Below are 17499 nucleotides of genomic sequence, written 5' to 3'. Positions count from 1 at the left end.
TCAGTCCTTGACGCGGATCAGCGCGAACCCGTCGTAGCCCTTGCTCCCCACGGTCTGCACCACGGTCGCCTCGATGTCACGGATCGTGGCGAGGTGTGCGGCGAACCGGCGGACGCCCTGGACGCGCTCGTCGGGGTGGTCCGGCGCCACGACGGCGCCACCTCGGACCACGTTGTCGACCACGATCAGCGCACCCGGGCGCACGAGTGACAGGGCCTGGTCCAGGTACCGGTCGAGGGACTCCTTGTCCGCGTCGACGAACACCAGGTCGAACGGCTCCACACGCTGCGTGACGAGGCGGTCGAGCGACTCCGAGGCGGGCCCCACGACGATCTCGACGAGGTCGCCCACCCCGGCTGCAGCCAGCGACTGCCTGGCGACGTCGGCGTGCACGGGGTCGATCTCGAGCGTGACGAGCCGCCCGTCCGCCGGTAGCGCCCTCGCCAGCCACAGAGTGCTGTATCCGCCCAGCGTGCCGAGCTCGAGGATCCGACGCGCTCCGGCCGTGCGAGCCAGGATGGAGAGCAGTGCACCCTGGTTCGGCGCGACCGCGATCTCGGGCAGACCGTGCTCCGAGGCGTTCCTCCGGACGTCGACCAGGGCGTCGTCCTCGTGGACGAGCGGCTCGAAGTAGGCGTCGACGGCCGACCACAGCGCCGGCGCGGGTCCCACGGGGAGGGCAGCGACGAGCTGCTCCGTGGCCGCGACGTCGACCAGCCACAACGTCCGTTCGGAGCCCAGCGCGCCCGCCGCCGGGGTCCGGTGGAGGTCGTCGTCACCCAGGGCCGCCGCGACCGCGGCGGCCTTCTCGGCCCCCGAGGCGACGACCCATACCTCGCGAGCGGCGTGGATCGCCTCGAAGGTCAGGGACACGCGCTCGGGCGGAGGCTTGGGGGAGCCCTGCACCCCGACCGTCGCGCTGCCCACGGCGTCCAGCGCCGAGTGTCCGGGGAACAGCGACGCGACGTGGCCGTCCGGTCCCATACCGAGGAGCAGGACGTCGAACGCGGGGACGTGCGCGCCGTGCGAGGACCACCGCGCGAGCTCGGCCGCATAGGCAGCTGCGGAGGCCTCGGGTGTCGTGATGTCGTCGCTGAGGGCCGGCATCGCGTGCATGTTGCCTGGCGGGAGGGCGTCACCCAGGGGGTCGAAGAGTGCCGACCGTGCCTGGGTCTCGTTCCGGTCGGCATGGCCGTCCGGCACAAAGCGCTCGTCCCCCCACCACAGGTGGACGCCGGACCAGTCGACGGCGTCGCGCACGGGGCTTGCGGCGACGGCTGCCAGCGCCTTGATGCCCACCGTGCCGCCGGTGAGCACCACGTGCACGGGACGCCGGTGCGACTGGACGTCGACGAGCCGGGTGAGCAACCGGGCGGCGACGGCCTCGGCCAGCACCGTCGCGTCCGGGTGGACGACGACGTCCCGGGCCGTCACGCGTCGATCCTCGCGAGGCCCTTCTGGAGCACCTCGCCGTACACGTCGTCGGCGTCGAGCCGGCGCAGCTCCTCCGCGAGGCACTCGCGCAGCTGGCGGATCGGCAGGGCGATCCGGTGCTCCGGCTGGTTCGGCTGCCGCAACGCAGCGGTCTTCCCGTCCGGGCGGTCCAGGACGATGTCTCCCGACGCACGCTCGAGCCGGACCTGCGTGATCGCCGGAGCGTCCTTGAGCCGCTCCACGTCGACCGGGCACCTCAGCGACTGCGCGAGCCACGCCGCCATGAGGTCGACGGACGGGTGGGTGCTCTCGCCGACCACGACCGCTCGACGGACCGGTTCGTACGGCGGCTGGTCGAGCGTCGCCGCGATCAGGCCACGCCACAGCGTGGCGCGGGTCCACGCGAGGTCGGTGTCACCGTCGACGTACACCTCCGCCAGCTTGCGCAGCTCGGCCGGCGGCTTGGAGACCTGCGACGCGTCCGTGATGCGGCGTTGCGCCATGCGGCCCAGCGGGTGCTCGGCCGGGTTCACTGGGACGTCGAAGGGCCACCACGTGACGATCGGGGCGTCGGGGAGCAGGAGCGGCATGACGAGCGTGTCCAGGTGGTCGTCGAGCTCGCCCGAAGGCCGCAGGACGATCACCTCGCTCGCTCCTGCGTCGCCGCCCAGCCGGATCTGCGCGTCGAGGGTCGCCGACCGCTGCTTCGTGTCCTTCGAGATGACGATGACGCGGCACGGGTGCTCTCGGCTGGCGTCGTTAGCGGCAGCGATCGCCTCCTCAGGGTCGTGCGCACCCGCGTCGATCAGCAGGTTGAGGACCCGGCCGAGTGCGATCGCGCCGCCCTCGTCGCGCTCCTTGACCAGGCGCCTGTTGATGGCGCGGGTGGTCGTCTCGGGCAGGTTGATGATCACGGTCGCCTCCAGGAGCGCCCGTCGCGCTCCATCATCTGGTCGGCCGACTCCGGGCCCCACGTGCCCGAGCGGTACTCGTCAGGCTTGCCCTTGGACGCCCAGTACTCGGTGATCGGGTCGAGGATCTTCCAGGACAGCTCGACCTCCTCGTGCCGGGGGAACAGTGGCGGGTCACCGAGCAGGACGTCGAGGATGAGCCGCTCGTAGGCCTCGGGGGACGACTCCGTGAACGCGTGCCCGTAGCCGAAGTCCATCGTGACGTCGCGCACCTCCATCGCGGTACCTGGCACCTTCGCACCGAACCGCAGCGTGACGCCCTCGTCCGGCTGCACACGGATGACAAGGGCGTTCTTGCCGAGCTCCTCGGTCGCCGTCGACTCGAACGGAAGGTGGGGCGCCCTCTTGAACACGACCGCGATCTCGGTGACCCGGCGGCCGAGACGCTTGCCCGTGCGCAGGTAGAACGGGACACCCGCCCACCGGCGGGTGTCGATGTCGACGCGGACCGCCGCGAACGTCTCGGTGGTGGACTTCGGGTTGAAGCCCTCCTCCTCGAGGTACCCGACGACCTTCTCGCCGCCCTGCCACCCGGCCGTGTACTGGCCACGCACCGTGTGCTTGCCGAGGTCGCGGGGGAGCCGGACCGCGGAGAGCGCCTTGATCTTCTCGGCGCGCAGCCCCTCGGCCTCGAACGACACGGGCTCCTCCATGGCAGTGAGCGCCAGGAGCTGCAGCAGGTGGTTCTGGATGACGTCGCGTGCCGCGCCGATGCCGTCGTAGTACCCGGCGCGGCCGCCGATCCCGATGTCCTCGGCCATGGTGATCTGCACGTGGTCGACGTAGTTCGAGTTCCAGATCGGCTCGAACAGCTGGTTCGCGAAGCGCAGTGCCAGAAGGTTCTGCACCGTCTCCTTGCCCAGGTAGTGGTCGATCCGGAAGATGTCGTCCGGCCGGAACACCGACGAGACGATGTCGTTGAGCTCGCGCGCGCTCTTGAGGTCGTGCCCGAACGGCTTCTCGATGACCACGCGGCGCCAGGTGCCGTCCGACGGCTGCGAGAGCCCCGAGCGCGCGAGCTGCTTGCAGACGACCGGGAACGAGCTCGGCGGGATCGACAGGTAGAACGCGTGGTTGCCGCCCGTGCCGCGTGAGACGTCGAGCTCCTCGACGGTCTGGCGGAGCCGGTCGAACGCGTCGTCGTCGTCGAACGTGCCCTGCACGAAGCGGATGCCCTCGGACAGCTGGCGCCACGTCGCCTCGCGGAACGGTGTCCGCGCGTACTGCTTGACGGAGTCGTGCACGATCTGGGCGAAGTCCTGCGTCGCCCAGTCCCTGCGGGCGAAGCCGGTGAGGGCGAAGCCGGGAGGAAGCAGGCCCCGGTTCGTCAGGTCGTACACGGCGGGCATCAGCTTCTTGCGAGCCAGGTCGCCCGTCACGCCGAAGATCACCAGGCCCGAGGGCCCGGCGATCCGCGGCAGACGGCGGTCCCGGGGGTCGCGCAGGGGGTTCTGCCCCTCGGCGACCTTGGCGCTCACCTGGCCTCCCCATCGGCGTTGTCGGTCTGCGCGTCGCGCAGCCCGTCGGCGACGGTGTCGAGGAGCTGCCCCCAGCTGGCGATGAACTTCTCCACGCCCTCGTCCTCCCAGGTGCTGGGTGACCTCGTCGATGTCGATCCCGACGTCCCGGAGCCGGGCGATCGTCGCCGCCGACTCCTGCTCACGGCCGGTCACGGTGTCCGAGCCGTCGCCGCCGTGGTCGATCACGGCGGTCAGGGTCGCCTCAGGCATGGTGTTCACCACACCGGCGACGACGAGCTCGTCGACGTACAAGGTGTCCGGATAGGCCTTGTCCTTCACACCGGTCGACGCCCACAGAGGTCGCTGCGGCCGCGCACCGGCGGCCTCGAGGGCCTGCCAGCGCTCGCTCGAGACGACCTCCTGGTACACGCCGTAGGCGAGCCGGGCGTTGGCGATGGCAGCCTTGCCGCGCAGGTCCGCGGCCTCGGGCGTGCCGAGCTCGTCGAGCCGGGGGTCGATCGCCGCGTCCACCCGAGAGACGAAGAACGAGGCGACAGAGGCGATGGGGGCGAGGTCGTGGCCGTTGGCCTTCGCCTGCTCGAGCCCCGCGAGGAAGGCGTCGAGCACGGCACGGTACCGGTCGAGCGAGAAGATCAGCGTCACGTTGACGCTGATGCCCTCGGCCAGCACCGCCGTGATCGCCGGCAGGCCGTCGAGGGTGGCCGGGATCTTGATGAACACGTTGGGACGGTCGACCGTCGACCAGAGGGCCTTCGCCGACGCGACGGTCCCCTCCGTGTCCTTCGCGAGCCGGGGGTCGACCTCGATGGACACGCGGCCGTCCACGCCGTCCGTCCGGTCGTACACGGGACGCAGGACGTCCGCACCGGCCCGCACGTCGTCGGTCGTGATCCGGAACACCGCGTCGTCGAGGGACGCGCCGCCCGCCGCCAGCTCACGGAGCTGGGCGTCGTACGCGTCCCCCTTCGACAGGGCGCTCGCGAAGATCGTCGGGTTGGTGGTCACGCCCACCACGCCGGAGTGCTCGACCAGCTCGACGAGGTTCCCGGTGCGCAGTCGCTCCCGCGAGAGGTCGTCGAGCCAGATCGACACTCCCGCGTCGACGAGCCGGGCCAGAGGGGTGCTGCTCGGTGCCATGGTCGTTCCCCACTTCCTTCCCGCAGTCGGCCCCGCGGTGTGGCGGGGCCACGAACCGTCTCAGGCCGGGAGGTCTCCCGTGCCGCTCTGGGTGGGCGCCGCCTGGGACGCGGACGGCGCGGCGTCACCGCGCGCCGCCGCGAGCGACTCGTGGGCCGCCGCGACGACGGCCTCCGCCGTGATCCCGAACTCCCGGTAGAGCGTCTCGTAGTCGGCCGAGGCGCCGAAGTGCTCGAGCGAGATCGTGCGCCCGGCGTCGCCGACGATCTTGTGCCACGACAGGGCGATGCCCGCCTCGACGGACACCCGGGCGCGGACGGACCGGGGGAGGACCGACTCGCGGTACGCGTCGTCCTGCTCGGCGAACCACTCGAGCGACGGGGCCGACACGACGCGGGTCGCGACACCGGCGGCCTCGAGCGTCTCGCGGGCCGCGACGGCGAGCTGCACCTCCGAGCCCGTGCCGATGAGGATCACGTCGGGCGTACCGGTGCTCGCGTCGATCAGCACGTAGGCGCCGCGCTTGACGCCCTCGGCCGACGCGAAGCCGTCCTCGCCGCGCGGGAACGTCGGGACATTCTGTCGCGTGAGGATGAGGCCGACCGGGCCGTCCGTGTGCTCGAGGATCGCCTTCCACGCCTGGGCGGTCTCGTTCGCGTCGGCCGGCCGCAGCACCGTCAGACCCGGGATGGCGCGCAGGGCGGTGAGGTGCTCCACCGGCTGGTGGGTCGGGCCGTCCTCGCCGAGGCCGATCGAGTCGTGGGTCCACACGTACGTCGCCGGGACACCCATGAGCGACGCGAGGCGGACCGAGCCGCGCATGTAGTCGGCGAACTGCAGGAACGTGCCGCCGTAGGGGCGCGTCAGGCCGTGCAGGGTGATGCCGGACAGGATCGCGCCCATGCCGTGCTCACGGATGCCGAAGTGCAGGGTGCGGCCGAGCTCGTCGCCGGCGAACTCGTGGGTGGAACGCTTCGCGGGGATGAAGGACGAGGCGCCCTTCATCGTGGTGTTGTTCGAGCCCGCCAGGTCGGCCGAGCCGCCCCACAGCTCGGGGAGCACCGGGCCGATGGCGCTGAGCACCTCACCGGACGCGGCGCGCGTCGCGACGGCCTTGCCGGCGGGGAACACCGGCAGCGCGTCCTCCCAGCCCTGCGGCAGGCGGCGCGCGACGAGCCGGTCGAGCAGCTCGGCGTTCTCCGGGTTGGCGCTGCGCCACGCGTCGAACGACTTCTGCCACTGAGCCTTGGACTCGGCGGTGCGCTCCGACAGCGACCGGGTGTGCGCGAGGACCTCGGGGGCGACCTCGAACGTCTGCTCCGGGTCGAACCCGAGGGTCTCCTTCAGGCCCCGGATGGCCTCGGTGCCGAGCTTCGAGCCGTGCGACGAGTGGTCGTTCGTCTTGTTCGGCGTGGGCCACGCGATCAGCGTGCGGAGGCCGATGAACGACGGCTTGTCCGTGACCGCCTTCGCCGCGTCGATCGCGGCCGCGAGGGCGTCGACGTCCTCGCGGTACTCGCCACCGGCGGTCCAGTCGACGAACTGCACGTGCCACCCGTATGCCTCGTACCGGGCCAGCACGTCCTCGGTGAAGGCGATCTCGGTGTCGCCCTCGATCGAGATGTGGTTGTCGTCCCACAGCACGATGAGGTTGCCGAGCTCCTGGGTGCCCGCGACGGACGAGGCCTCGCTGGTGACGCCCTCCTGCAGGTCGCCGTCCGAGCAGATGACGTACGTGTAGTGGTCGAACGGGCTCGTGCCCGGGGCGGCGTCGGGGTCGAGCAGTCCGCGCTCACGACGCTGGGCCATCGCGAAGCCGACGGCGGACGCCAGGCCCTGGCCGAGCGGTCCGGTGGTGATCTCCACGCCGGTGGTGTGCCGGTACTCGGGGTGGCCGGGGGTCTTCGAGCCCCACGTGCGCAGCGCCTGGAGGTCCTCGATCTCCAGCCCGAAGCCGGCGAGGTACAGCTGGATGTACTGCGTGAGGCAGGAGTGCCCGGCGGACAGCACGAAGCGGTCGCGGCCCAGCCAGTGCGGGTCGGCCGGATCGTGGCGCAGCACGTTCTGGTACAGCAGGTACGCGGCCGGGGCGAGGCTGATGGCCGTCCCGGGGTGCCCGTTGCCGACCTTCTCCACGGCGTCGGCCGCCAGGACGCGGACGGTGTCCACCGCACGCAGGTCGAGATCGGTCCAACCGACCGTCCGAGCCAGGGGAGCCTTCGCGTTCACCGCACCTCATTCCCACCCGTGCCGGGGGCCGGGTGTCGTGTCAGACGTGATCGGGCGCCCTCGACGGGGCACCGGGCCGGACGTACGGCGCGCTGAGGGGAGCGGTCGACGATCCGTGCGCGTCGAGCCTATATCGCACTCGCAGAAGGGCGACGGGAGTGACCACGGGTCGCGACGGGCGACCGAACTCACACCTGACGAGCCCGTCCGGGGGCCCCAGCAACCATGCGTGGGCCGCACCAGGCCGTAGCATGGCAGCCGCGACAGTCACCCCCGCCGCAACACGAACGGAACCGCAGAGCGTGCGCCTCAGCAGCCCCCTGTCAGTCGACGACGCCGGAGCGTCGACGCTGCCGACCCCAGGTCCGCGGGCGGCCGTCGCGCCGGCGACGCGTCCTGCCGGGCGCCGGCTCCTCGGCACGGTCGGACCGTACGTCGCGCTCACGAAGCCGCGCGTCATCGAGCTGCTCCTGGTGACGACGGTACCGACCATGGTCCTGGCGGAACGGGGCATGCCGAGCCTGTGGCTCGTGGTCGCCACGCTCGTCGGGGGTGCGGGGGCGGCGGGTTCGGCGAACGTCCTGAACTGCTACCTGGACCGCGACATCGACCAGGTCATGAACCGCACGAAGCGACGCCCGATCGTCACGGGGGAGGTGACGCCCCGGTCCGCCCTGGTGTTCGGCCTTGCGCTCGGCGTCCTGTCGTTGGCGTGGCTCGCGTCGTTCGTGAACCCGGCGTCGGCACTGCTGACCGCGGTCGCGATCCTCATCTACGTGGTGGGCTACACGATGATCCTCAAGCGGCGCACGCCGCAGAACATCGTGTGGGGTGGCGCCGCAGGGTGCATGCCCGTGCTGATCGGGTGGTCGGCCGTCACGGGAGGCGTGTCCTGGGCGGCGGCGCTCCTGTTCGGCGTGATCTTCTTCTGGACCCCGCCGCACTACTGGCCGCTGTCGATGAAGTTCCGCGAGGACTACGCCCGCGCCGGGGTGCCGATGCTGCCGGTCGTGGCCAAGGACACCAAGGTCGCCCGCGAGATGATCGCGTACACGCTGGCGATGATCGCGTGCAGCCTCCTGCTCGTCCCGGTGGCCCACATGACGTGGGTGTACGCCGCCGCGGCGACGGCCCTCGGCGCATGGTTCCTGTGGTCGTGCATCGGCCTCCTGCGCCGCGCCCAGGACCCCCAGCACCCCAAGCTCAAGGCGATGAGCGTGTTCCACGCGTCCATCACCTATCTGACGCTGCTGTCGGTCGCGATCGCGGTCGACGTGTTCCTTCCCCTCTGACCTGAGGTCGTTCTCGGTGGTCGGACGCGCGGCGCTTCCCGACGGACCGTTGCGCGCGGCGCTCGAGGGCTATCTGGCCCACCTGAGCGTCGAGCGGGGCCTGTCCGCCAACACGCTCGCCGCCTACCGGCGGGACCTCGAGCGCTACGTCGCCTACCTGCAGTCGATCGGGCGCGCAGCACCCGGTGACGTGGCCGAGCGCGACGTGGAGGACTTCCTCGTCGCGGTGCGGACGGGCTCCGACCGCCGGGCCGCGCTGTCGGCCTCGTCGGCGGCACGCGCCGTGGTGGCCGTCCGGGGCTGGCACCGGTTCCTCGTGCTCGACGGGCTGACGACGGCCGACGCCGCGGGGGCCGTGCGGCCGCCTGCCCAGCCGAGGCGCCTGCCGAAGGCGATCTCGGTCGCGGACGTGGAGCGGCTCCTCGACGCCGCCGGCGTCGGGGACGGTCCGGTCCCGCTGCGCGACCGGGCGCTGCTGGAGGTCGTCTACTCGACGGGCGCCCGCATCTCGGAAGCGGTCGGGCTCGCCGTCGACGACGTGGACCGCGCACCCGGCCGGTCCTCGGTCCGGCTGCTGGGCAAGGGGAACAAGGAGCGGGTGGTGCCGCTCGGCTCGTTCGCCCTCGAGGCCCTCGAGGCCTACCTGGTCCGGTCCCGGCCCGCGCTCGCGGCCGGAGGACGCGGCACGTCGGCGGTGTTCCTGAACACCCGTGGCCATCAGCTGAGCCGGCAGAGCGCCTGGGCGGTGCTGCGGACCGCCGCGAACCGCGCAGGGCTCCCCGGCGCCGACCACATCTCCCCGCACACGCTGCGGCACTCGTTCGCGACGCACCTGCTCGCCGGCGGCGCCGACGTGCGCGTGGTCCAGGAGCTCCTCGGGCACGCCTCCGTGACGACCACGCAGATCTACACCCTGGTCACCCCGGACACCCTGCGTGAGGTCTACGCGGCGGCGCACCCGCGCGCGCTGTGAGGACCCGCCGGCGACCAGGACCAGGCCCGTTCGGACATGTCCGGTCTGTCGCTCCGTCGCGCGGGGTCCACCTCCGGTAGGTTGTGCCGCGTGGTGAGCCAGCAGACGACCGAACCGCAGCTCGACGCCGTCGGCCGTCCCCTGCCCGAGTACCCCGACCCGGCCCCCCTGGTGTCGCACGGTCCGGCCCGAGTGATCGCGATGTGCAACCAGAAGGGTGGGGTCGGCAAGACGACGACCACCATCAACCTGGGTGCCGCGCTGGCCGAGTACGGCCGTCGCGTCCTCGTCGTGGACTTCGACCCGCAGGGTGCCGCGTCCGTGGGCCTGGGCATCAGCCCGCACGAGCTCGACCGGACGATCTACAACCTGCTGATGGAGCGGGACGCCGACATCGCCGCCGTCGTCCGGACCACCGCGAACCCGAACCTCGACCTGCTGCCCGCGAACATCGACCTGTCCGCGGCGGAGGTGCAGCTGGTCGGCGAGGTCGCGCGGGAGACCGTCCTGGCGCGGGCCCTGCGGCCGGTGCTCGACGACTACGACGTGGTGCTCATCGACTGCCAGCCGTCCCTGGGGCTGCTCACCGTGAACGCCCTGACCGCCGCGCACGGTGTGCTCATCCCGCTGGAGTGCGAGTTCTTCGCGCTGCGCGGCGTCGCACTGCTGGTCGAGACCATCGAGAAGGTGCGCGACCGGCTCAACCCGCGCCTCGAGGTCGACGGCATCCTCGCGACCATGTACGACTCGCGCACCCTGCACGCGCGCGAGGTCGTCGCGCGGGTGCACGAGGCGTTCGGCGACACGCTGCTGCAGACCGTCATCGGCCGCACGGTGAAGTTCCCGGACGCGACGGTCGCGGCCGAGCCGATCACCACCTACGCCCCGACGCACAGCGGTGCGGCGGCCTACCGTCAACTGGCACGTGAGCTCGTCGCCCGTGGCGACGCCGCCTGACGAGCGCGCGGTCCCCGAGCACCAGGCCGACGAGCCCGCCCCGGCAGGGACGCACGGCTTCGAGGTCCACCTCGACAACTTCAGCGGCCCGTTCGACCTGCTCCTCGGTCTGATCGCGAAGCACAAGCTCGACATCACCGAGGTCGCCCTGGCGCGGGTGACCGACGAGTTCATCTCGCACATCCGTGCCGCGGACCGGGCCTGGGACCTCAGCCAGGCGAGCGAGTTCCTCGTCGTCGCCGCGACGCTCCTCGATCTCAAGGCCGCGCGGCTGCTGCCGTCCGCCGAGGTCGAGAACGCCGAGGATCTCGAGCTCCTCGAGGCGCGCGACCTCCTCTTCGCCCGGCTGCTGCAGTACCGGGCGTACAAGCGCGTCGCCGCCGACCTCGCGGAGCGGTTCGCGACGGAGGGCAGGCGGTTCCCCCGTGTCGTCGGGCTCGAGCCCCACCTCGCCGCACTCCTGCCGGAGCTCGTCTGGCAGGTCGGTGCGGACCAGCTCGCTGCTCTGGCAGCGAGAGTGACGCAACCGAGGGCGGCACCACCCGGCGTCGACATCAGTCACCTGCATGCACCACCTGTGAGCGTGCGGGAACAGGCCGCGGTGCTCGTCGACCGCCTGCGGCACGGCGGGGCGACCTCGTTCCGCGCGCTCACGGCCGACGCCGGGTCGACGATCGTCGTCGTCGCACGGTTCCTCGCCCTGCTGGAGCTGTTCCGTGAGGGTGCCGTCGGGTTCGAGCAGGTCACGCCGCTCGGCGAGCTCACGGTGCGCTGGACGGGGTCGACCGAGGGGGACGTCGAGGTCTCCGACGACTTCGACCAGCAGGACCCGGCGTCGGTCGAGCCGTCCGACGAGGCGACCTGGGCGAGCCCGGCGACGGGCCAGGACCAGAACGCCGGTGCCGAGCACCGCACGCAGCACGAGGGGACGGACGCATGACCGAGCAGGACGCCCACGCCTCGCCCGACGCGGAGGCGCAGACGACGCCCGTCCAGCCGGACGAGCCGGCGCTCGACGTCGACGACCTGCCGGGCGGTGCGCTGGCCGCCCTGGAGGCCGTGCTCATGGTCGCCGACGAGCCGATCCCGGCGCTCCGGCTCGCCACCGTCCTGGCACTGCCGACCGCCCGTGTCGAGGCCCTCCTCGACGAGCTGGCCGCCGAGTACCGGGGTGCCCTCGGCGGCCGCCCTCGCGGCTTCGAGCTCCGTCGGGCGGGGGAGGGCTGGCGGATCTACACGGCGCCGGCGTACGCGGACGTGGTCGGGCGGTTCGTCGTCGACGGGCAGACGGCCCGTCTCACGCAGGCGGCGCTCGAGACGCTGGCGGTGATCGCGTACCGCCAGCCGGTCACCCGCGGGCAGGTCTCGGCGGTGCGCGGCGTGAACGTCGACGGCGTGGTGCGCACCCTCGCCGCTCGTGGACTCGTCGCCGAGGTCGGGACCGACCCGGGCAGTGGCGCGGTCCTGTACTCGACCACGGGATACTTCTTGGAGCGGATGGGCCTGTCCTCCTTGGACGAGCTGCCCCCGCTCGCGCCCTACCTCCCGGACATCGACGGGCTCGAGGGTGTCGACCACGCGATCGGAGACAGCAGATGACCCCGCAAGAGAGACGCGGAAGCGCAGGCCAGGGCGGTGACCGCGCACGTGGTGCCGGTGGCGCCGGGCGCGGTGGACCCGCCGGCGGACGGTCCGGTGGCGGTGGCCACGGCGGCGGCTCGGGCTCCGGACGTGGCGCCGCCGGCGGTGCCGGGCGCGGAGACTCCGGTGGGACGAGCCGGGGCAGCACGGGCGGCGCAGGCGGCGCTGCAGGCCGAGGCGGTGCGGGTGGCACCGGACGCCCCAGCGGCGCGAACGCCGGACGGAGTGGCGGCACGGGGGGGAGCGGTGCGCCAGGTCGGAGCGGCAGCGCCGGTCGCAGCGGTGCTTCGGGCAGCGGGGGGCGCAGCAGCGGCGGGGCCGGTGCAGGGCGCGGCGGTGCGGGGGCCCCGTCGCGTGGCGCGGCCGGCTCGGGTGGCGCCCGTGGTGCGACCGCGGCACGCCGCGGTTCCACCGGCGGTCCGACGGCACGCGGTGGATCGTCCGGCCGGCCGCCCCGACAGTCGCGTCCGCCGCAGCGTCCGCTGCCCGAGGTGACCATCGACGTGCACGACCCCGAGGGCGTCCGCCTGCAGAAGGTGCTCGCGGCCGCGGGCCTCGGATCGCGACGGGCGTGCGAGGACCTCATCTCGTCGGGCCGGGTCACGGTCGACGGCAACCCGGTGCTGGAGCTCGGGGTCCGGGTGGACCCCGTCAGCGCGGTGATCCACGTCGACGGCATCCGCGTGCAGCTCGACTCGTCGCTCATCACGATCGCGCTCAACAAGCCGAAGGGCGTCGTCTCGACGATGCACGACCCCGACGGGCGTCCGTCGATCGGGCAGTTCGTGGCGAACCGCGACGAGCGGCTGTTCCACGTCGGTCGGCTCGACGCGGACACCGAGGGGCTCATCCTCCTGACGAACGACGGCGACCTCGCCAACCGGCTGTCGCACCCGTCGCACGGCGTCGCGAAGACGTACCTGGCTCAGCTCGACGGCCGGGTGCCCCCGTCGCTCGCCGGCAGGCTTCTCCGGGGCGTCGAGCTCGAGGACGGCCCGGTCACCCTGGACCGCTACCAGGTGGTGCAGCAGACGCCGCAGGCGAGCCTCGTCGAGCTGACGTTGCACGAGGGCCGCAACCGGGTGGTCCGTCGCCTGTTCGACGAGGTCGGCTTCCCGGTGTCGCGGCTGGTCCGGACGCAGATCGGCCCGATCCGGCTCGGCGACCTCAAGCCCGGCCGCACGCGTGTGCTGTCGAAGACGGAGGTCGGCTCGCTGATGACCCAGGCGGGCATGTGACGCTCGCGACGCAAGGACCCGTCCGGGTCGTCGGTACCGGGCTGCTCGGTACATCCGTCGGGCTGGGCCTGTCGACGCGCGGCGTCGACGTGGTGCTGCACGACCCGTCGCGCACCGCGCTCGCACTCGCCCGCGACGTGGGCGCGGGCCGGCTGCCGTCGTCGGACGACCGACCCCCGGCGCTCGTCGTGGTCGCGGCTCCGCCGGACGTGACCGCCGACGTGGTCCTCGCCGAGCTCGCGGCCCACCCCGACGCCGTCGTCACCGACGTGGCGAGCGTCAAGGGCTCCGTCCTCGCCGAGCTCCGCGCCGCGGGTGCCGACCTCACGCGGTACGTCGGGTCGCACCCGATGGCGGGCCGGGAGCGGTCCGGACCGTCGGCGGCGGTGCCGGACCTGTTCCTCGGCCGGCCGTGGGTCATCGCGGACTCCGGGTCGTCCCGTCCCGACGCGCTGCTCGCCGTGCGTGCGCTCGCCGTCGACCTCGGCGCGGTGCCGGTCGCGATGGACGCCGTCGCGCACGATGCCGCCGTCGCGGTCGTCTCCCACGTCCCGCAGGTCGCCTCGAGCCTGGTCGCCGCACGGCTGCGCGACATCGACGACGCGGCCCTCGCGCTCGCCGGTCAAGGTCTTCGGGACGTGACCCGCCTCGCCGCGTCGGACCCGGCGCTGTGGACGTCGATCCTGGCGGCGAACGCGGCCGCGGTCCGGCCGGTGCTCGTCGGTCTGAGGACCGACCTGGACACCATCATCGGAGCATTGACCAGCGCGGACGCCGCCACCGGCCCGGAGACCGTCGAGCTGGGTGCGCTCGCGACGATCGCCCGCGCGGTCGCCGAGGGCAACGCGGGCGTCGTCCGGATCCCCGGCAAGCACGGCGGCGTGCAGCGCACCTACGGCGTGGTCACGGTCCTCGTCCCCGACGCCCCCGGCGAGCTCGCGCGGCTCCTGACCGACGTCGGGGAGGCCGGGGTGAACCTGGAGGACCTGCAGCTGGAGCACGCCGCCGGCCGACCGGTCGGCATGGCGGCGATCTCGGTGCTGCCGGGCAGCGTCGAGCACCTCGAGGCGGAGCTGACGGCCCGCGGATGGAGACTGGTGAGTTGAGCACGGTCCTGCAGCACCCGCTCGTCGTCGCGATCGACGGACCGTCCGGCTCGGGCAAGTCCAGCGTGTCCAAGGCCGTCGCCCGGTCGCTGCGGCTCGCGTTCCTCGACACGGGCGCCTTCTACCGGGCGGCGACCTGGTGGTGCCTCGACCAGGGCATCGCCCTGGAGGACGTTCCCGCCGTCGCGGACGCCGTCCGGACGATGCCCCTCGCGGTGGGCGTCGACCCGGACGCCCCCACCGTGACGGTCGGCGGCACGGACATCGCCGCAGCGATCCGGGAGACCTCGATCTCGGCGGCCGTGAGTGCCGTCGCGACGAATCTCGCGGTGCGAGCCGAGCTCGGTCGGCTCCAGCGCGCGGCCATCGAGGCGGAGCGCGACGCCTCGTCCTACTCCGGGGGGCGGGGCATCGTGGCGGAGGGTCGGGACATCACGACCGTCGTCGCACCTGACGCGGACGTGCGCGTTCTCCTCACCGCGAGCGAGGCTGCCCGTCTCGCCCGCCGCGCGCGGGACGTGCACGGCACCGACGACGCCGCCGCCGTGGAGGCCACGCGCGACCAGGTCGTGCGACGCGACGCCGACGACTCGACCGTCGTCGAGTTCCAGGTGGCCGCCGACGGTGTCGTGACCGTCGACTCCTCCCACCTCGACTTCGAGCAGACGGTGCAGGCGGTGCTCGACGTCGTCGCGTCCGTCGTCGCACGCGCGTGAGCACCGAGCCGCACGTCCCGTCGGCCTCCGGGCCCGCGTGGTCACGCTGGATCGGACGCTTCCTGGCGCGGGTGGTCTGGAACGCGGACGTCGTCGGCGCGCACCACGTGCCCCCCGACGGTCCGGTGGTGTTCGCCGCGAACCACACGGGCGTCATCGACGGGCCGCTGCTGGCCGGTGTCGTCCCTCGGCCCGCGCACATCCTCGTCAAGGAGGAGATGTTCGTCGGGCCCGTCGGCTGGGTGCTGCGCGCCGCCGGGCAGATCCCGGTGGATCGCGACAGCGGGCGGTCGGCCCTCGTCGCCGCGCTCGGCGTGCTGCAGCGGGGCGGTGTCGTCGGGGTGTTCCCCGAGGGCAACCGGGGTCGTGGGGACGCGACGAGCGCACGGGCCGGCGTCGCGTGGCTGGCGCTCAACGGGCATGCTCCGGTCGTGCCGGTCGCCGTTCTCGGCACCCGGCGGACCGGCGAGTCCGTCAACCACGTGCCCGGTCTGCGCCGGCGGCTCGCCGTCGAGCTCGGGGAGCCACTCGTGCTGGAGCGGGCACCCGGGACCTCCGGCCGCGCCGCGCTGGTCGAGGCCAACGAGGCCATCCGGGTCGCGCTCGCCGACCTCGTCGACCGGGCTGCGGCCCGCACGGGGCTCGCCTTGCCGACCGACGACCCGAACCGGCAGCGGACGTCCTGACGCCGGCCGGTGGTGGCGTCGTCGAGCGCGGTACGGACCACGTGGTCAGCGTGAGAGACGTCGTCCGGGGGCCGTGACCGGACTCTCGGCCTGGTCGGCGCGGTGGGGCCGCCCGGCAGGGGACAATGGGGGCATGACCGAGACCGATCCCGACCTGGTGCTGCCCGACGAGACCGGCGACGCCGACCGCGAGCGGGCGCTGCGCGCAGGACTCACGGAGTACGCGCTGGAGGACGAGGACCTCGCCCTCCTGCACGCCGAGGACGTCGGCGACCTCGGCGACGAGCCCGTCGTCGTCTTCCCCGTGCTGGCCGTGGTCGGACGTCCGAACGTGGGCAAGTCGACGCTCGTCAACCGCATCATCGGCCGCCGTGAGGCCGTCGTCGAGGACAAGCCCGGCGTGACGCGGGACCGCGTGAGCTACCCCGCTGACTGGGCTGGTCGCCGCTTCACGCTCGTGGACACCGGCGGCTGGGAGGTCGACGTGGCCGGGATCGACGCACGCGTCGCCCAGCAGGCCGAGGTCGCCATCTCGTTGGCCGACGCCGTGATCTTCGTCGTGGACGCCACCGTCGGCGTCACCGAGACCGACACCCAGGTCGTGCGCCTGCTGCGCCGGTCCGGCAAGCCCGTGGTGCTGTGCGCCAACAAGGTCGACGGTCCCGCCGTCGAGGCCGACGCCGCCGCGCTCTGGTCCCTCGGCCTGGGGGAGCCGTACCCGGTCTCCGCGCTGCACGGCCGCGGCACCGGCGACCTGCTCGACGCCGCCATCGAGGCGCTGCCCCTGGTGTCCGCGCACGGCACGCCGCTGCCCGACGGACCGCGCCGCGTGGCCCTCGTCGGCCGCCCGAACGTCGGCAAGTCGTCGCTGCTCAACAAGGTGCTCGGCGCCGAGCGGGTCGTCGTCGACGAGGTCGCGGGCACCACGCGGGACCCGGTCGACGAGCTCGTGGCGCTCAAGGGCAAGCCGTGGGTGTTCGTCGACACCGCGGGCATCCGGCGGCGCGTGCACCAGACGTCCGGCGCCGACTTCTACGCTTCGCTGCGGACCCAGGCGGCCATCGAGAAGGCCGAGGTCGCCGTCGTGCTCGTCGACGCCTCGACGAAGATGACCGAGCAGGACACGCGCGTCATCTCGCAGGTCGTCGACGCCGGCCGTGCGCTCGTCATCGCGTACAACAAGTGGGACCTCATGGACGAGGACCGCCGCCCGTTCCTCGAGCGCGAGATCGAGCAGGACCTCGTCCAGGTGCAGTGGGCGCCGCGCGTCAACATCTCCGCGAAGACCGGCTGGCACACCGACCGACTGGTGCCGGCCCTGGAACGGTCCCTCGAGTCGTGGGACACGCGCATCTCCACCGGGCGCCTCAACGCGTTCCTCGGCGAGCTCGTCGCCGCCCACCCGCACCCGCTGCGGGGCGGGAAGCAGCCGCGCATCCTGTTCGCCACGCAGGCGTCCACCCGGCCGCCCCGGTTCGTGATCTTCACCACCGGGTTCCTCGACCCCGGCTACCGCCGGTACATCGAGCGCCGCCTGCGCGAGACCTTCGGGTTCGAGGGAACGCCGATCTCGATCTCCGTGCGGGTCCGGGAGAAGCGCAAGCGCTGATCGTGGCACCGACCACCGGTGTCGATGAC

14 protein-coding genes and 1 pseudogene are annotated in these 17499 nt (G+C 72.9%); 10 read left to right on the top strand and 5 right to left on the bottom strand.

Features of this window, described 5'->3' with window-relative positions; translation table 11 throughout:
• The 5 genes and pseudogenes from pgl to tkt all read right to left on the bottom strand — a co-directional run bounded on the left by pgl (nucleotide 1) and on the right by tkt (nucleotide 7252).
• Complete coding sequence (pgl, locus tag ACVW07_RS01940) at nucleotides 1-1434, bottom strand: 6-phosphogluconolactonase (RefSeq protein ID WP_456817606.1); 1434 nt, start codon at nucleotides 1432-1434, stop codon at nucleotides 1-3.
• Nucleotides 1431-2348, bottom strand: a complete 918-nt coding sequence (locus ACVW07_RS01935) for a glucose-6-phosphate dehydrogenase assembly protein OpcA (protein WP_456817605.1) — start codon at nucleotides 2346-2348, stop codon at nucleotides 1431-1433. Before ACVW07_RS01935 ends, pgl begins: the two co-directional genes overlap by 4 nt.
• Nucleotides 2345-3883: a glucose-6-phosphate dehydrogenase gene (gene zwf, locus ACVW07_RS01930; RefSeq protein ID WP_456821011.1), complete on the bottom strand. Its 1539-nt coding sequence runs from the start codon at nucleotides 3881-3883 to the stop codon at nucleotides 2345-2347. Before zwf ends, ACVW07_RS01935 begins: the two co-directional genes overlap by 4 nt.
• Before the next feature lie 156 nt (nucleotides 3884-4039).
• Nucleotides 4040-5023, bottom strand: a pseudogene (gene tal / locus ACVW07_RS01925) (transaldolase); the annotation flags it as partial.
• A 60-nt stretch (nucleotides 5024-5083) separates the two neighbouring features.
• A complete protein-coding gene (gene tkt / locus ACVW07_RS01920; RefSeq protein WP_456817604.1) occupies nucleotides 5084-7252 on the bottom strand; it encodes a transketolase in 2169 nt (722 codons plus the stop codon).
• Between the two features lie 302 nt (nucleotides 7253-7554).
• Between tkt and ACVW07_RS01915 the strand changes: the two genes are divergently transcribed.
• The 10 genes from ACVW07_RS01915 to der all read left to right on the top strand — a co-directional run bounded on the left by ACVW07_RS01915 (nucleotide 7555) and on the right by der (nucleotide 17470).
• Nucleotides 7555-8544: a heme o synthase gene (locus ACVW07_RS01915; protein ID WP_456817603.1), complete on the top strand. Its 990-nt coding sequence runs from the start codon at nucleotides 7555-7557 to the stop codon at nucleotides 8542-8544.
• A gap of 16 nt (nucleotides 8545-8560) precedes the next feature.
• Nucleotides 8561-9517 carry a site-specific tyrosine recombinase XerD gene (locus tag ACVW07_RS01910; RefSeq protein ID WP_456817602.1) on the top strand — a complete coding sequence of 319 codons (957 nt, stop codon included), beginning with the start codon at nucleotides 8561-8563 and terminating at the stop codon, nucleotides 9515-9517.
• Nucleotides 9518-9607: 90 nt separating this feature from the next.
• Nucleotides 9608-10474, top strand: a complete 867-nt coding sequence (locus ACVW07_RS01905; protein ID WP_456817601.1) for a ParA family protein — start codon at nucleotides 9608-9610, stop codon at nucleotides 10472-10474.
• Nucleotides 10458-11414 carry a segregation and condensation protein A gene (locus ACVW07_RS01900; protein WP_456817600.1) on the top strand — a complete coding sequence of 319 codons (957 nt, stop codon included), beginning with the start codon at nucleotides 10458-10460 and terminating at the stop codon, nucleotides 11412-11414. Before ACVW07_RS01905 ends, ACVW07_RS01900 begins: the two co-directional genes overlap by 17 nt.
• Nucleotides 11411-12073, top strand: a complete 663-nt coding sequence (gene scpB, locus ACVW07_RS01895; RefSeq protein ID WP_456817599.1) for an SMC-Scp complex subunit ScpB — start codon at nucleotides 11411-11413, stop codon at nucleotides 12071-12073. The genes ACVW07_RS01900 and scpB overlap by 4 nt, the downstream gene beginning before the upstream one ends.
• Nucleotides 12074-12606: 533 nt before the next feature.
• Nucleotides 12607-13353, top strand: a complete 747-nt coding sequence (locus ACVW07_RS01890; RefSeq protein WP_456817598.1) for a pseudouridine synthase — start codon at nucleotides 12607-12609, stop codon at nucleotides 13351-13353.
• Nucleotides 13350-14459, top strand: a complete 1110-nt coding sequence (locus ACVW07_RS01885; protein ID WP_456817597.1) for a prephenate dehydrogenase — start codon at nucleotides 13350-13352, stop codon at nucleotides 14457-14459. The genes ACVW07_RS01890 and ACVW07_RS01885 overlap by 4 nt, the downstream gene beginning before the upstream one ends.
• On the top strand, nucleotides 14441-15175 hold the full coding sequence (gene cmk / locus ACVW07_RS01880; protein WP_456817596.1) for a (d)CMP kinase: 735 nt from the start codon (nucleotides 14441-14443) through the stop codon (nucleotides 15173-15175). The genes ACVW07_RS01885 and cmk overlap by 19 nt, the downstream gene beginning before the upstream one ends.
• On the top strand, nucleotides 15172-15861 hold the full coding sequence (locus tag ACVW07_RS01875) for a lysophospholipid acyltransferase family protein (protein ID WP_456817595.1): 690 nt from the start codon (nucleotides 15172-15174) through the stop codon (nucleotides 15859-15861). The genes cmk and ACVW07_RS01875 overlap by 4 nt, the downstream gene beginning before the upstream one ends.
• 133 nt (nucleotides 15862-15994) lie before the next feature.
• A complete protein-coding gene (gene der / locus ACVW07_RS01870) occupies nucleotides 15995-17470 on the top strand; it encodes a ribosome biogenesis GTPase Der (protein WP_456817594.1) in 1476 nt (491 codons plus the stop codon).
• Nucleotides 17471-17499: the final 29 nt, after the last annotated feature.

Source organism: Cellulomonas sp. URHB0016, from assembly GCF_054057935.1.
This window is presented reverse-complemented; position numbering and strand designations above follow the sequence as displayed.

What these genes read in the sequence shown, in the direction of transcription:
- scpB (WP_456817599.1), top strand. Translation starts at nt 11,411, where the DNA reads ATGACCGAGCAGGACGCCCACGCCTCGCCCGACGCGGAGGCGCAGACG.
- cmk (WP_456817596.1), top strand. Translation starts at nt 14,441, where the DNA reads ATGGAGACTGGTGAGTTGAGCACGGTCCTGCAGCACCCGCTCGTCGTC.
- der (WP_456817594.1), top strand. Translation starts at nt 15,995, where the DNA reads ATGACCGAGACCGATCCCGACCTGGTGCTGCCCGACGAGACCGGCGAC.